The organism is Micromonospora sp. BQ11 (assembly GCF_052068135.1).
Taxonomy (GTDB): domain Bacteria; phylum Actinomycetota; class Actinomycetes; order Mycobacteriales; family Micromonosporaceae; genus Micromonospora.
Genome location: NZ_JBQHDB010000009.1, coordinates 105,953 through 120,352, shown reverse-complemented (window position 1 = coordinate 120,352; position 14,400 = coordinate 105,953). Strand labels below are relative to the sequence as shown.

The window sequence follows — 14,400 nt, the reverse complement described above, 5'->3', positions numbered from 1 at the left end:
GAGATCGCCATGACCGATCGACCCCCGCACGTGATCGTCATCGGCGCGGGCACCGGTGGTCTGTGCCTGGCGCACGGCCTGCGCCGGGCCGGGATACGCGTGTCGGTCCACGAGCGCTACCGCACCCGCGGCGAGGGCCTGCTCGGCTACCGGGTGGGCATCGGCCCGACCGGCAGCCGCGCGCTGCGCGAATGTCTGCCGCCGGAGCTGTTCGACGTCTTCCTCGCCACCTGCGCCCGGTCACCCCGCTACTTCAACGTGCTCACCCAGCGGATGCGCCGCACGGCGTCGTTCACCCTGCGGCCGGACACCGACCCGGTGAACACCGAACGCTCGGTGGCCCGGATGACACTGCGCCAGGTCCTGCTCACCGGCATGGAGGACGTGGTGCGCTTCGACCAGGAGTTCATCCGGTACGAGCAGCGCGACGACGGCACCGTCACCGCGCACTTCGCCGACGGCACCACCGCCACCGGCGACCTGCTGGTGGCGGCCGACGGCACGCACTCCGCGGTACGCCGCCAGTACCTGCCGCACGCGGTCACCCGGGACGCCGGCACCATCAACATCGCCACCCGCATCCCGCTCACCCCACACACCCGCAGGCTGCTGCCCGAGCGGGTGGAGAAGGGCATCTCGCTGATCTTCGGCACCGGAGGCATGATGGGCGTGCTGCACGTCATGGAGTTCCCCTGGGACCGCGACGGCGCCCTCAAGCCCGGCGTGGCGCCCGCCGACGCCGACCTGCTCCGGCAATGGCCCGGCCGGGCCCACGACCCGACCCGCGACAACATCAACCTCATCGTCTGGAGCACCGCCCGCCGCTTCCCGGCCGACGTCATGCACCTGCGCGGCGAGGAGCTGATCCAGCTCGCCCTGCGACTGACCCGCAACTGGCACCCGAACCTCCGTGAGCTGCTCGCCCGCGCAGAGCCCGGCAGCGCCCTGCCGATCCGGGTGACCACCAGCGAACCCGTCCCGCCCTGGAAGAGCAGTACCGTCACGCTGCTCGGCGACGCCATCCACACCATGACACCCGGCCGCGGCGTCGGCGCGAACACCGCCCTGCGCGACGCGGCGCTGCTCTGCCGCCACCTGCGCCTCGCGGTGGCCGGCGACAAGACGCTCGTCGAGGCGGTGGCCGACTACGAGGCCGCCATGCTGCCGTACGGATTCGCGCGGGTCGCCGACTCGCTCAACCGCAGTGGCACCAACGGCGACGACCGGATGTACAAGCCGGTGGTCGGGCGGCTCGCGCTGCTCGGCGCGCGGGGCTACTTCGGTGTCACCAGCCGGGTGCCACGGTTGGCCCGCAGGTTCGTCGACGACTTCTACACCTACCGCGGCGAGGAGGACTGACGCGGTCTGCGGGCCACCGGCCGCACCATCCACCGTCGACCCCGACGCCCCGGCGCCGGGGTCGACGCCGTACGGGCGCGACCGTGGCGCGGGCACGACCGTGCGTCGTCCGACGACCACCCCGGGTAGACCACGTCCCAGCTGCGGAGGTCCGGGTGGAGGCTGGCTGTCGTCCCGCGCGGGCGTGTGCGAAGCTGCGCCCGAGTTTTTTCGAAATCTTCTCCGATCCGACCGATAGGGAGGTCCGCCGTGGCGTGGTCACTCGGGCACTGGCTGATACTGATCGTGGCACTTGCCGTGGGCGCGGTGGCCGGCTGGGCGCTGCGCGACCGCCGTAACGCCGCCGCCGCCGGGCACACCGCGCCCATCGTGGAGGGTGACCGCGACCCGGTGGCCGCCGTGGTGACCACCCCGGCGCCGACGGCCACCGTCGACGACGTACGCCCCGAGGCGACCGTCGACCCGGCGCCCACCGCGGTCGCCGACCACCCGGTGCCCGGCGACGCCCTCGCCGAGGACCGCCCGGCTCCCACCGGCGACCGCCCCGCTTCCGCCGACACCCCCGCCAGCGACGTCGACCCCGCCGACATGGTGCTGACCGGCGACCCGGTGCCGGCCCCCCGGGACGAGGTTCCGCCCGCCCCGCCGATCGACTCCGCCGGCCGGGACACCGAGATGGTGCTTCCGGTCGCCGCCGGTGTGACCGGTCCCGTCGAGACGACGCCGGCCACCACCGACCACACCGACGAGGTGCCCACGCCGGTCGCGGCCGACGCCACCGACAGCCCGACGACGACCGACGCGCTGCCCACGCCGGTTACCGCCGAGGCCACCGACAGCCCGGCCACCGCCGACACCTCGACCGACGAGCCCCTCACGCCGGTTACGGCCGAGGCCACCGACAGCCCGGCCACCGCCGACACCTCGACCGACGCGCTGCCCACGCCGGTCGCAGCCGACGCCACCGACGAACCGGCGACGACCCCCGACACGCTGCCCACGCCGGCGGCTGCGGACGACGAGCCGTCGGTGCCGGCCGCGTCGGTGCCGGCCGCGTCCGTGCCGGCCGCGTCCGTGCCGGCCGCGTCCGTGCCGGCGCCCCGGGCCGAGGTGGCCACCCCTCCGGTACGGCCGACGGCTGGCGCGGACGGCGCGGACGACTTCCGTCGGATCCAGGGCGTCGGCCCGAAGATCGCCGCGGCGCTGCAGGCGGCGGGCATCCGCACGTACCGGCAGCTGGCCGAGCTCGACGAGGCCGCGCTGCGCGAGATGGTCCGCTCGGCCGGGCTGCGGTCCGCCCCGGGCCTGGCGAGCTGGCCGCAGCAGGCGAAGGTGCTCGCGGGCGCGCCGGACGCGGCCGCCGTACTGCCCGGCGGCACCGACGCCTGACCCGGACGACGGGGGTCCGAGCCACCGGCTCGGACCCCCGTCGCGTGCGTAGCCACCCGGCTCGGACCCTTCGCGGGCGTTGCCACCCGCTCCGACGATCCTGCACGTGCGTTAAGAAGGGGCCCTTCCTCTACCGGAGGCGTTAACGGGGGGCCCTTCCTTACTCCTCAGCCGCGGGTGGAAAGCGGTACATAGCGGACAACAGGCGGTTACCGTCGAGGCAGGGCCGGACGGCCCGCCGCGTCGATCAACCGTTCCGGTCCCGCAGGAGCCGCCCGTGTCCTCGTCCCCGCCGGGGTCCGGCCCGCGCCGGCCTCCCCTGCGGGACGAGGAGTCGCCCCGTCGGGTGACCCTGCTCGAACTCTTCTTCGACCTCGTCTACGTGGTGGCGCTCGCGCTGATCTCGCGGGGCATGGTCGTCGACCTGGACTGGCACCGTGCCGCCGAGGCGCTGGTCCTGCTCGCCGCGCTCTGGTGGACCTGGGCGATCACCACCCTGGTCACCGACATGTACAACCCCGAACACCCGGAGATCAAGCTACTGATCACCGCGGTCATGTTCGGGGCACTGCTGATGACCACCGCCATCCCCGAGGCGTTCGGCGCGCGCGGCCTCATCTTCGCCGGCACGTACGTCGCCATCCACCTGGGCCGCGGCCTGTTCCTCATGCCGAGGGTCCGGCACGACCCGCAGACCCAGCGACGCGCGGCCCGCATCTTCATCTGGTTCGCCGTGTCCGCGGTGCCGTGGATCGGCGGCGCCTTCGTCTCCGGCGACGGGCGGCTGGCCCTGTGGGGGCTCGCCCTGTCCATCGACTACCTGGGCTTCCGGCTGGCGTACCCGGTCCCCGGCCTGGGCGTGGTGCCGGAGGCGCAGCGCAGCGTCACCGCCGAGCACCTGTCCGAGCGTTACCAGCAGTTCTTCATCATCGCCCTCGGCGACGCCATCCTGACCATCGGCACGATGTTCAGCCTGGACCACTCCGAGGCGGAGAACGTCGCGGCCTTCACCGCGGCCTTCTGCACCACGCTGCTGCTCTGGCGGATCTACGTCCACAAGTCCGGCGAGCTGCTGCCCCTGGCCATCGCCACCTCACGGCAGCCGAGCCGGTTCCTGCACACCGCCCCGTACACCCACCTGCTCATGGTCGCCGGCGTGGTGACCACCGCCGCCGGCTTCGACCTGCTGCTGCACCACCCCGGGGGTCGGACCCCACCGGCGTGGGCGGCGGTCATCCTCGGCGGGCCGGCGCTGTTCCTGGTCGGTCGCGCGCTCTTCGAGTACGAGGTGTTCAGCCGCGTCTCGCTGTCCCGTCCCGGCGGGCTGCTCGCCCTGCTCACCGTCGCGCCGGCGGTGCTGTTCCTACCACCGTGGACCGCCGCGCTCGCCGCCATGCTGGTCCTCGCCGGTGTGGCGATCGCCGACGCGCGCCGCAGCTGGGGCCGCCCGCCGGAGGAACCCCTCCCACCGCACTGACCTCCGGCCCCCACCGCGCCGGACAGGTCAGACCAGCGCGCCGGCGTACCCGCGCGCCTGGAGACGCTGCCCGGCGGTGGCACCGAGCCGCACCTGGAGGCCGAGTGGCGCGGCGGCCCGGCGCACGTCGTCGACGTGCAGCGACCCGTGCCGGTCCACGGTGAGCACCGGAGGATCCTCCGGGTCGCCTTCGGGGGCGTGGAAGGACAGCAGGGTGACCGACGTGGGCAGGTGCCGGGGGTACGCGGCCCGCGCCGCCGCCTCGTCCGGATGTGCGAGCAGCACCAGGTCGTCGAGGTGACCGAGGTCGGCCAGGACCCCGCCGGCCTTCCAGTGCGCCGGCTCGTCCGGCGCGCCGGTGCGGTGTCGGGAACGGTTCGCCGATGTGATGTGCAGATAGTCCAGCCCGGTCTCGGCCAGCGCCCGGTCGAGGAACGCGTTCGACGGGCAAACCGGTCCCGGCGCGATGACCTGCGTGGTACGCACGCCCTGGTCGTCCGAGGTGAGGTGGCCGGGCAGCCGGTCGGCCGCCGGGCCCCGGAAGCCGAACGGGCCGAGCCCGAACAGGCCGTCCATCAACTGCCGCACCCGGCCCACCGGCAGCCGGTGCGGCACCCGCGTCCAGTCGAACAGCCCGGGAATCCGACCGGCGAGGGCGGTGACGCTGCCGGTCTGCTCGGCGGGGCGCCCCTTGGCCAGGTTGACCCGGCGGACGGTGGCGGCATCCGGCCGGCTCACCAGCGCGTACATGTTGGCGAAGGCGGTGACGACCACCGCTCCCCCGGCCAGCGCGCGGGCCGCCGCCGCGACGTCCGCGCGACGGTCGAGGTACAGGTGCGGTGTCGGGGCGTCCATCAGTCCTCCTGCGCGTGCCCCACAGTTGTACGCCCGTACTGTCCCGCGAGCCCGTCCTTCGTCGCGGATCCGATAGCGACGTCTTCGCGTCCGGCTGACCGGGGACGACGCCGTGACCGTTAGCGGCGAGCGCCGACTGGGTACATCGCCTGCACCTCGAACCACCACAACCCCTGGAGGCGTACGATGCGCGGCACCTCGATATTCGGAGTCCTGGTCGTGATCTGGCTGCTGATCGGTGCAATCGCCGCAGGTCAGCGCGGATACTTCGGCAACGACGACACGAACTGCGCGGAGGCCGGCACCATCCTGGTGACCATCGTGGCCGGACCGCTGAACTACATCGGCGCCAACCCGAAGGTGGACTGCGAACTCCCCCAGCCGTCCGAATAGGACATCTCTGCTCGCCGGCCCGCGCCCATCCCCGGCGCGGGCCGTTCCCTGTCCGGGGTCAGCCTCCGACCCGGTGGTCGTGTGTCGGGTACTGCGACGGGTGTCGCACTAGGTAGGGCATCCTAGGAGGCTGGGCTTGGCTGCCCGGACGCTTGCCACATGGTCCGGCCCGTCCGTGACGACCCTGGGTCGTCACGGACGGGCCGGACGTGCGTTCTTCGACGTGGGCGCCGCGCTTGCGTGGCGGCCTAGTAGTCGGCGCAGTTCGGAACCGGGACCGTGCTGCCGGCGCAGTTCGTGGGCCGGTTCTTCACGATGTGGCTCTCGTCGTCGACCTTCACCCGAGCCTTGTCGGCGAAGACGCCCCCGGGCTCCAGCGTGGACCTGTTGCCGACCACGGCGCTCTTGAACAGCGAGAGCTGCCCCAGCGTTGCGTAGATGCCGCCGCCCTGCGACTCCGGCTCGACCGCGGCGTTGTACTTGACGGCGCTGCGTCGCACCAGCACGTTCGACTTCTCGGCGTAGATGCCGCCCCCGTCGCCCAGGGCGGTGTTGTCCTGCACGGTGCTGTCGTCCAGCGGCAGCAGGCCCTGGAAGACGTAGATGCCACCGCCGTTCTTGGTAGCCGTGTTGCCCCGGATCTCCATGCCGCTGAGGAAGATCAGCGCGTCGGAGTCGGCGATGCCGCCACCGACCTCGGCGGTGTTGCCGAGCACCTTGCTGTCGGCGACCCGGGTGCGGGCCGAGTAGCTGGCCACGCCGCCGCCCTGTCCCGCGGTGTTGTGCGCGAAGGTGCTGTCGTTGACCTGCGCCGCACCCCGGTAGTTGCCGAACCCGCCACCGTACGCGACCGCGCTGTTGTCCTTGAACGTCGAGGAGCGCACGGTCATCACCCCACCGTTGAGCAGGCCCCCGCCCTTGCCCGCGGTGCCCTCGGCGTGGTTGTCGACGAACGTGCTGTCCCGCACCACCATGTTGCCGTCGTTGTACATGCCGCCCCCACCGCCGTCGGCGGAGAGCGAGGTGTTGCCCACGACGGTGACGTGCTCGATGGTCGCCGAGGCGCCGTGCACGACGTACAGGCTGCCGCCCTCGGCGATGGACCGCCCGTTGGCGAGGGTCACGTCGCGCAGGGTCAGCTCGCCGCCGTCGCGGACGGTCAGCAACCGGAACGGCTCGGTGCCCTTGGCGCGGGCGATGGTGGCGCCCCGGCCGTCGATCGTGATCGGGTGGTAGACGAACGGCAGGCCGGACCGGTCCGCCTTCGGGTCGCGCGGCGGGGCCTCGACGTCGCCCGGGTTCTCCGCGCTGTCCGCCGTCTCGCGGGCGTCCCGGATCCCGCCGTCGTACTCGTCCTTCTCGTCGAGAGCCTCGGTGAGGACGTACCGGCACTTCGGGGCCAGCCGCAGGTGCGCACCTCCCTCGGCGTTGGCGTAGGCCAGCGCGGAGATCAGTTTCTTCTCGTCGCACGGCACGTTGATCGCGCCGCGGCCGTCGTAGCCGTGATCCCGGCCCTTGCCGCCTCCGTCGTCGCGGTGCCCGTCGGCGCCGAACGACGCCACGGACGGCCAGTCCGCGGCGGGCCGTTCCGCCGCGGCCACCCCGGCCAGTCCGGCCGAGCCGACCACCAGGCTGCCGGCGGCCAGGCCCCCCGCCACGAACCACCGGGAGCGTCGCCTGCGACGGGTCGCCGGTCGGTCGTCAGATATGAACATCGCCATTCCTGCCTCTCCTCGTGCCTGTCGACACCGCGCCGGTGCCGGGCGCGGAGTGGCCGACGATCGCCACCGAATGCCACGGTACGGACACAAAGTGAGCAGGTTTCGCGTAAGTGAATAAATGACACTTTCGCGCTCGGGAGAGGCGGGACGGGGCCGCCGCGACGGTCAGCCGCCGACGTGGATCCCCGGGCGCCGGGCCGGGTCCGGCTCGCTGCGCCGGATGATCTCGCGGACCACCGGTGGCGTGTCGCCCCGGCCGAGGATCAGGTACCGCAACAGGTGGGCGACCGGACTGCCCTCCGACCACTCGAAGTGGGCGTGCGGCCGGACACCGGTCACGTCCCGCAGCGCCAGCAGGATCGCCGCGATGGCGTTCGGCACGGCCGGGCTGTCGGCCCGCAGCACCCGGAAGCCGCCCACCTCGACGCCGCGGACGTGGAGCACCTGGCTGAACTCCGACGGGTCGACCACCTCGATCTCCAGGAAGAGCACGTCGGCCGCGCCGGGCACCGGGTTCATCCCGCGCTGGGTGCGCTCCTTGACCGTGTACACCTTCCACGCGTTCCCGGCCGGCTTGTGCGCGATCAGGTGCAGCCGCCCGTCGTGGGCCAGTGACTCGTCGAGAAACCGTCGCGCCTGCTCGTCGAACTCGATCCGGTCGGCGCGCAGCTCGGTGGTCCGGGTGACACGGGAGATCAGCGAGACGGCGACGATGCCCAGGACGAACAGGCCGGAGATCGTGATCCCGTCCGGCTTGCGCACGACGTTCTCGGCCAGCGCGTACACCAGCACCAGGGTGAGCACGGTGAAGCCGGCGACGGCGCGTCGCCGCCGGGCGCGCGCCGCGGAGATCGTCACCGCCACCGCGGCCGACACCATCATCGCCAGGATCCCGGTGGCGTACGCCCCGGCCTGCGCGTTGACGTCCGCCCGGAACACGACCGTGATCGCGATGCTGACCAGCGTGTAGACGATCACCACCGGTCGCACCGCGCGCCCCCACTCCGGCGCCATGCCGTAGGTGGGCAGGTAGCGGGGCACGATGTTGATCAGGCCGGCCATGGCCGACGCGCCGGCGAACCAGAGGATCAGCACGCTGCTGATGTCGTACACGGTGCCGAAACCCTCGCCGACCCGCTCGTGGGCGAGGTACGCCAGCGCCCGCCCGTTCGCCGCCCCGCCGGGCGCGAACTCCTCGGCGGGGATCAGCACCGTGGTCACGAACGTGGTGGAGACCAGGTAGACGCTCATGATCAACGCGGCGGTGGCGAGCAGCCGACGGGTGTTGCGGATCCGGGCGGCCAGCCGGGCCTCCCGGTCCGGGCCGGCCCCGGCGACCAGCGGCATCATGCTGACGCCGGTCTCGAAGCCCGACAGCCCCAGCACCAGCAGCGGGAAGGCCAGCACGGCGGTCAGCGCGACCTGCCCGGGGCTCCCGCCGGCGGTCAGCGCGTCGGTCCAGCCGCCGATCGTGCCCGGATCGCCGGCGATCGCCGCCAGGCACACCACCACGATCACCGCGTTCAGCGCGAGGAACACGGCGACCAGCGGGATCGCCACCACCACCGCCTCCCGGAAGCCGAGCAGGAACACCCCGCCCAGGATCAGCAGGAGGACCACCGTCACGCCGACCGCGAGGGCGGTACCGCCCACCCCCTCGGGCAGCAGCGGGTTCTCCAGCAGGTGCACCGTCGCGTCGGCGGAGGAGAGGGTGATCGTGATGATCCAGGAGGTCGCCACGAAGCCGAGCAGGACGAGGACGAAGATCTTGCCCCGCCAGAACGGCAGCAGGCGCTCCAGCATCGCCACCGAGCCCTGCCCGTGCGGGCTCTCCCGGGCCACCCGCCGGTACATCGGCAGCATGCCGAACAGGGTCAGCGCGACGATCAGCAGCGTGGCCAGCGGCGACAACGCCCCGGCGGCCACCGCGGCGATTCCCGGCAGGTAGGACAGCGTGGAGAAGTAGTCCACCCCGGTCAGGCACATGACCTGCCACCACGGGTGCGTACGGGTCTGCCCCTCCTCGGTCTCCGGTCCCACCGGCTGCACCCGGTGCAGGAACAGCCAGCGGCTCAGCCGGCCGGGGGGCGGACCGGCCCGGGTCGGGCTCGCCACCGACGGCGGAACGGCTCCGCGGCGCCTGTCGTGGTCACCGGATCGGGTCGGGTCCCGCGCCGCCCGCAGGTCCGGTCCCGGTCCGGCCGGTGGCCGGCGGCGTCCCCGCAGCCGACGCGGTCGTTCCGCGTTCGTGTCACCCATGTCCCGTCCCCCGTGCGCCGTCCTGCCCCGACCGTAGGTCGTCGGCCGACCACGCCCCGCCGGAACGGCGAACGACGCCGGGCCCGGGTGGCCCTGCTCAGCCGGTCGTCGGGCCGTTCAGGGCGCGGCCCAGGTCGTCGGGGTCGACCACGGTCAGCGTCGCGCCCGGGTGCCGGGGCCACCGCCCGGGCAGCAGGGCCGGCACCGGCTCGGCGAAACGGACGCACAGACCCCCGGCGGTGCTGCTGCCGAAGGTGACCCCGGCGTCGGCCAGCGACAGGTGCGGACCGATGGCCCGCCACCACCGGTACGGGCCGCTCTGCTCGACGCCGGTGACGTTGGCCCGCGGGGTCCGCAGCCGCCACGGCCCGAACCGCACCTGCAACTCGTCGGCGTCCACCCGCACCCAGGCGGTCTCCGGCCGCACCCCGAGCAGGGCCAGCAGCGGACGGAACGGCGGGTCGAACCGGAACGCGAACCGCCGAGCGGCGCCGGTCACCGGCCGCCGCCGGGACCACCTCGGCGGGCGTCGCCCGGACGGGCGGGACGGGGACGGGCGGCGGGGCGGGGGCGGGGCCGGGTGGCCGGCCGGCGCGACGGGTACGTCATGCCGCGCGCGTACCCGGTCCCGAGCGGTCGACACCCCACGGATCGACCCGCTCCCCCGCCGCGTACGCGCCCGTCGGGTTCGGGCGCCCACGACGACGGGCCGGACGCCTCCCCGTCGTCCGGCCCGTCGTCGTGGCCGAGGTGGGCCGGCACCGCCCCCGTACGGCGCCGGCCCTTCCCCCTGTGCCCGGCGCCCCCCGGCGCCGGTCCTTTCCCCCACACCCGGCGCCACCCCCCAGCGGCACCGGCCGTCTCCTCCGCACCGTCGCGTGCGGCGCACGGTCGTTCCTGCGGGACGCGTCCCCGCGCTCCGCCCCGTCCGGAGCGCGGGGACCCCCCGTCCCGGCTACTGCAGGAACGCCCCGAGGGGCGAGAGCAGCAGCCGGCCGAGCCGCGCGGCGTTGTCGTCCAGCCGCGTGCGCTCGCACTCGTGGGCGTCCGGGTCGTGCCGGCACCGCCAGATCCGCTGCGCGTTGCGCCAGGCGACGTCGCGCGTGTACTCGACCAGTTCCCCCTGGTACCAGTCGTCGATGTCGCCGTTGAGCATGTCGATCAGCAACTGCCACCGGTCCAGGTAGCCCCGCCGCAGACCCGGGATCTTGTCCGCGAAGATGTTGTTGATCTCCAGGTAGTCGCGGTGCTGGTCGGTGCCGTCGACCGGCTCGGACTCCAGGCTGTCGAAGGTCGTGACCAGGGCGAACGGCAGATCGTAGTTGATGTGCGCGTTCACGCCGGCCGCCGCCGACGGCAGCGGACGGGCGTCCGGGCCGCTCATCCGTTCGAACAGGCACGACCACGCCTGCGGCGTGCCCGGGTTGGCGTCGGTCCACAGCCGCATCGCGTCGAAGTAGCGGGCGGCGAACTCGACGTCCAGCCGGGAGAGGAAGACCGGATCGGCGAAGCGGTCGTCGTACAGGCCGTTCAGCACGCTCTCGGTGATCGTCAGGTAGAGCCGGTTGAAGTCGGCCAGCGGGCAGCTCTCCTCCAGCGGAGGCAGCCGGACCAGCAGGTCCTGGAGCTTGGTGAGGTGGTCGACCACCGCCGGCACGTCCGCCGGCCGGTCGGCCAGCAGGTCGACGATGTCCCGGTGCACGGGACCCCAGACCGGTTCGGACATAGTCACTCCTCCACACGATGCTCCACGGCACCCCCGTGCCGTCGGCGACGCTGCTCAGCCTTCCAGCCGAGGACCGACCGCCGGATCAGTAGAACGACGTATACGTACCGACCGGCAACCCGCGGCGGGACCGTGGAGGGTCGCGCGTCAGGCCGGGCGGTTGCGCAGGAAGATGGCGCTGGCCTGGACGCGGGTGCGGACCTGGAGCTTGTCGAAGATGTGCGAGACGTGCACGCCGATGGTGCGTTCGCTGATGAACAGCCGCTGCCCGATCTCCTTGTTGGTCAACCCCTCGGCCACCGCGGCGAGCACCTCACGCTCCCGAGCCGTGAGGACCGCCAGCTCGTCCGCGCCCGCCCCGCCGGCCTCCGTGGTCACGCCGGTGGACGCGCCGCGCTCCTCCAGCGACACCCGGGCCCGACCGGCGAGGGTACGGATCTCCGACGTCAGCGGCACCGCGCCGAGGCCCTGCGCCACCTGGTACGCCTGCCGCAGCAGCTTCGCCGCGGTGGCGCTGCGGCTCCGCTTCGCCAGCAACGCCTCGGCCTGCCGCAGCCGGGAGTAGGCCGCCGGGTAGGGATGGTTGCGCCGGTCCCACTCGGCCACCGATCGCGCCCACAGGTCCGGGTCGCTGCCGTCGAGCCGGCTCACCTCGGCCGCGCAGAGCGCCAGGAACCCGTCGACGACGCTGCGCACCGGCCGGGCCGCGTGCGCGCTCTTGCGGGCCGCCCGCTCGGCGACCTCGCGCAGTCGCCGCACCGCCGTCTGGTCGACCGGCACGGTCCGGCTGGCGTGCGCCTCGGCCTCTGCCCGCAGGCCGTGCCAGACCAGCGCCGCGAGGATCGTCACGTCGTCGGAGCGGCTCTCGGTCAGGCCCCGCTGCACCGCCTGCCGGGCCACGTCGTGGCGGCCCTGCCACATCGCCAGACCGGCCCGCAGGGTCAGCAGCGGGATCATGTGCCGGGCACCGCCACCGGCGAGCACCGTGGCGACCGCGTCCAGGTCCCGGTCGGCGGCCTCGATGTCGCCGTAGCCCACCGACAACCGGCAGCGGGCCAGCAGCAGCTCGACGGCATCCGCGCCGGACGGACGGTGGCGCAGCGCCGCCGCGACGACCTTCTCCGCCTCCGCCCACTGGCCGACCCGGAACAGCCCGTTCGTGGCGATGGCCAGCAGCCGCGTCTCCCAGGTGCGTCCCAGGCCCAGCTCGGCGACCCGCTCGGCGCCCCGGCGGGCGACCACCACACCCTCCTCCAGGATGTTCAGCGGGCCGGTCAGCAACTCCGCCAGGTGCAGGTACGCGCAGGCCACGTCCTCCGGACGGCCGGCGCGCTCGGCGGTCTCCAGCGCCTGCCGCATCACCGCCAGCCCCGCGTCCGGGTCCTCCAGGTACGCCTCGGAGAAGCCCAACGCGGCGCTGGCCAGCACCACCTCGCTGGTGGAGCCCTCCACCGCCGCGGCCAGCTCGAGCGCCTCCCGGGCCCGGTGACCGGCGTCGGCGTACCGCCCCAGGTGCAGCAGCAGCTCGGCCAGGTGCGCGGCGGCGGTGGCCCGCTCCCGGGGCGTGCAGTCGGCGACGTCCAGAGCGCGCTGGTACTCGGCCTCGGCGAGGGCCGACCGGCCGGCCGCCGCGAGATAACGGGCCCGACGGATGTGCAGTGCGCACACCGGCCGACCGGCGTCGGAGGCCGCCAGCTCCTCCAGCAGGGTCAGCGCCCGCGCGTGCTCACCGCAGTGGTGGGCCGACTCGGCGGCGCGTTCCAGCAGGGTCACCCGGTACGTCTCGGGCGGCCCGCCGGTCGTCGCGCCGGCCAGCTGCAAGGCGGTCGACCAGTGCCGGTGCGCCTCGGCGTAGCCGTGCAGCCGCTCCGCCTCCTCCGCAGCGGCCACCGCCGCCGGCAACGCCCGGGCGGGTTCGCCGGCCAGTCGCCAGTGGTACGCCAGCCGGGCCTGGTGCAGGTCCGACGGCGCCGTGGTCAGCGCCTCGGCGTACCGGCGGTGCAGGGCCGCCCGCTCGGCGGGCAGCAGCTCGTGCTCCAGCACCTCGGCCACGAGCCGGTGCCGCAGGCGGTAACCGTCGTCCGCGCCGACCAGCAGCCGGTGCGCCACCGCCGCCCGGACCGCCTCGATCAGCTGGTCCTCGGGCAGCCGCACCACCTTCGCGAGCAGCCAGTGCGCCACCGGCTCCACGCCGGCGGCGACGGCGTGAACGACCGCGTGGGCGTGCTGTGGCAGCGCGTCCACCCGGGACAGGAAGATCTCGCGCAGCGTGTCGGAGAGCCCGTCCCGGCCGTCGCGGACGTCACGGGCCAGCTCCTCCACCACGAACGGGTTGCCGCCGCTGCGCTGCCAGACCTGCTCCGCGGCCTCGGAGGGCAACGGCCGGCCGACGATCGCGGCGGCGAGCTGCTCGGTGCCGGCGCGGTCCAGGGGGGCCAGGTCGAGCACCCGGACGGTCCGCAGCCGGCGCAGCTCGGTCAGCACGCGGCGCAGCGGGTGCGCGCCCTGCAACGACTCGGCGCGCACCGCCGCGAGCACCGACAGTTGCAGGTCGCCCAGGCCGGCGAGGAGATAGAGGAGCAGCTGCCGGGTGCTCCGGTCGACCCACTGGAGGTCGTCCAGGACGAGCACCAGCGGGCGGCCCTCGGCGATCAGGTGCAGCCCCCGGGAAACCCGCTCCAGCAACGCGCCGGCGCCGTCCGGCCCGGCCGTCTCGTTGGCGAACATCTGGAGCAGTCCGCGTACGGCCGACGAGGTCCGGGCGTGCGAGGTGGTCAGCTCCGCGTCGAAGCGGCGTAACGCCCCCAGCAGCGGATGCAGCGGCGACGCGTCGCCGATGTCGAGGCAGGTGCCGGTGAGCACCAGGGCGCCCCCGTCGCGCAGCCGGGCACCCACCTCACGCAGCAGTCGGGTCTTGCCCACACCGCTCTCACCGGTGAGGAAGACCGCCGCGGTGTTTCCCTGGGTGACGTCGTCGAGCAGCGCCGCGCGTACGGCCGCCACCAGGTCGGCCCGGCCGACGAGCGGTGCACCGTCCACATCGCTGGCCATGGTCGCAGCCTAGTCACAGGTCCCCGGACCGCTCTACAGCTCTTTCGGCCCTGTGGTACTCCTCGCGTCGACATTGCGACCAAAGGTTGCGCCAAGACGACATACGTCGTTCTGCCGATCCCCGGTCGGCCCACGGATGACAGTCTCCGGAGGTCGTCAGCCAACGGGGG

Annotated in this window: 10 protein-coding genes; 4 read left to right on the top strand and 6 right to left on the bottom strand. The window is 73.7% G+C overall.

All coding sequences use genetic code 11. From position 1 onward, the window contains the following. Positions 1-9 precede the first annotated feature (9 nt). From ACTMSW_RS19900 to ACTMSW_RS19890, 3 genes are all read left to right on the top strand, one after another. Positions 10-1,359, top strand: a complete 1,350-nt coding sequence (locus ACTMSW_RS19900) for an FAD-dependent oxidoreductase (RefSeq protein WP_441182131.1) — start codon at positions 10-12, stop codon at positions 1,357-1,359. 249 nt (positions 1,360-1,608) lie between these two features. Then, positions 1,609-2,748: a helix-hairpin-helix domain-containing protein gene (locus ACTMSW_RS19895; protein ID WP_441182130.1), complete on the top strand. Its 1,140-nt coding sequence runs from the start codon at positions 1,609-1,611 to the stop codon at positions 2,746-2,748. 277 nt (positions 2,749-3,025) lie between these two features. Continuing rightward, positions 3,026-4,225, top strand: a complete 1,200-nt coding sequence (locus tag ACTMSW_RS19890; RefSeq protein ID WP_441182129.1) for a low temperature requirement protein A — start codon at positions 3,026-3,028, stop codon at positions 4,223-4,225. A 27-nt stretch (positions 4,226-4,252) separates the two neighbouring features. On the opposite strand, the gene ACTMSW_RS19885 is transcribed toward ACTMSW_RS19890, so the two are convergent. Continuing rightward, on the bottom strand, positions 4,253-5,080 hold the full coding sequence (locus tag ACTMSW_RS19885) for a hypothetical protein (RefSeq protein ID WP_441182128.1): 828 nt from the start codon (positions 5,078-5,080) through the stop codon (positions 4,253-4,255). A 186-nt stretch (positions 5,081-5,266) separates the two neighbouring features. Here ACTMSW_RS19885 and ACTMSW_RS19880 point away from each other — a divergent pair, with 186 nt between their 5' ends. Next, the gene (locus ACTMSW_RS19880; protein WP_441182127.1) at positions 5,267-5,473 is read left to right on the top strand and encodes a hypothetical protein; all 207 of its coding nucleotides are present in this window, start codon (positions 5,267-5,269) and stop codon (positions 5,471-5,473) included. Positions 5,474-5,721: 248 nt separating this feature from the next. Here the strand turns inward: ACTMSW_RS19880 and ACTMSW_RS19875 are convergent, their stop codons facing one another. The 5 genes from ACTMSW_RS19875 to ACTMSW_RS19855 all read right to left on the bottom strand — a co-directional run bounded on the left by ACTMSW_RS19875 (position 5,722) and on the right by ACTMSW_RS19855 (position 14,230). Beyond that, positions 5,722-7,194, bottom strand: coding sequence for a right-handed parallel beta-helix repeat-containing protein (locus tag ACTMSW_RS19875; RefSeq protein WP_441182126.1), 1,473 nt, complete (start codon positions 7,192-7,194; stop codon positions 5,722-5,724). Between the two features lie 165 nt (positions 7,195-7,359). Then, a complete protein-coding gene (locus ACTMSW_RS19870; protein WP_441182125.1) occupies positions 7,360-9,453 on the bottom strand; it encodes an amino acid transporter in 2,094 nt (697 codons plus the stop codon). 97 nt (positions 9,454-9,550) lie between these two features. Next, on the bottom strand, positions 9,551-9,952 hold the full coding sequence (locus ACTMSW_RS19865; RefSeq protein WP_441182124.1) for a hypothetical protein: 402 nt from the start codon (positions 9,950-9,952) through the stop codon (positions 9,551-9,553). A 456-nt stretch (positions 9,953-10,408) separates the two neighbouring features. After that, positions 10,409-11,179 carry a DUF5995 family protein gene (locus tag ACTMSW_RS19860; protein ID WP_441182123.1) on the bottom strand — a complete coding sequence of 257 codons (771 nt, stop codon included), beginning with the start codon at positions 11,177-11,179 and terminating at the stop codon, positions 10,409-10,411. A 147-nt stretch (positions 11,180-11,326) separates the two neighbouring features. Next, positions 11,327-14,230 (bottom strand): helix-turn-helix transcriptional regulator, encoded by a 2,904-nt coding sequence (locus ACTMSW_RS19855; RefSeq protein ID WP_441182122.1) that lies wholly within the window; start codon positions 14,228-14,230, stop codon positions 11,327-11,329. Between the last annotated feature and the right edge of the window lie 170 nt (positions 14,231-14,400).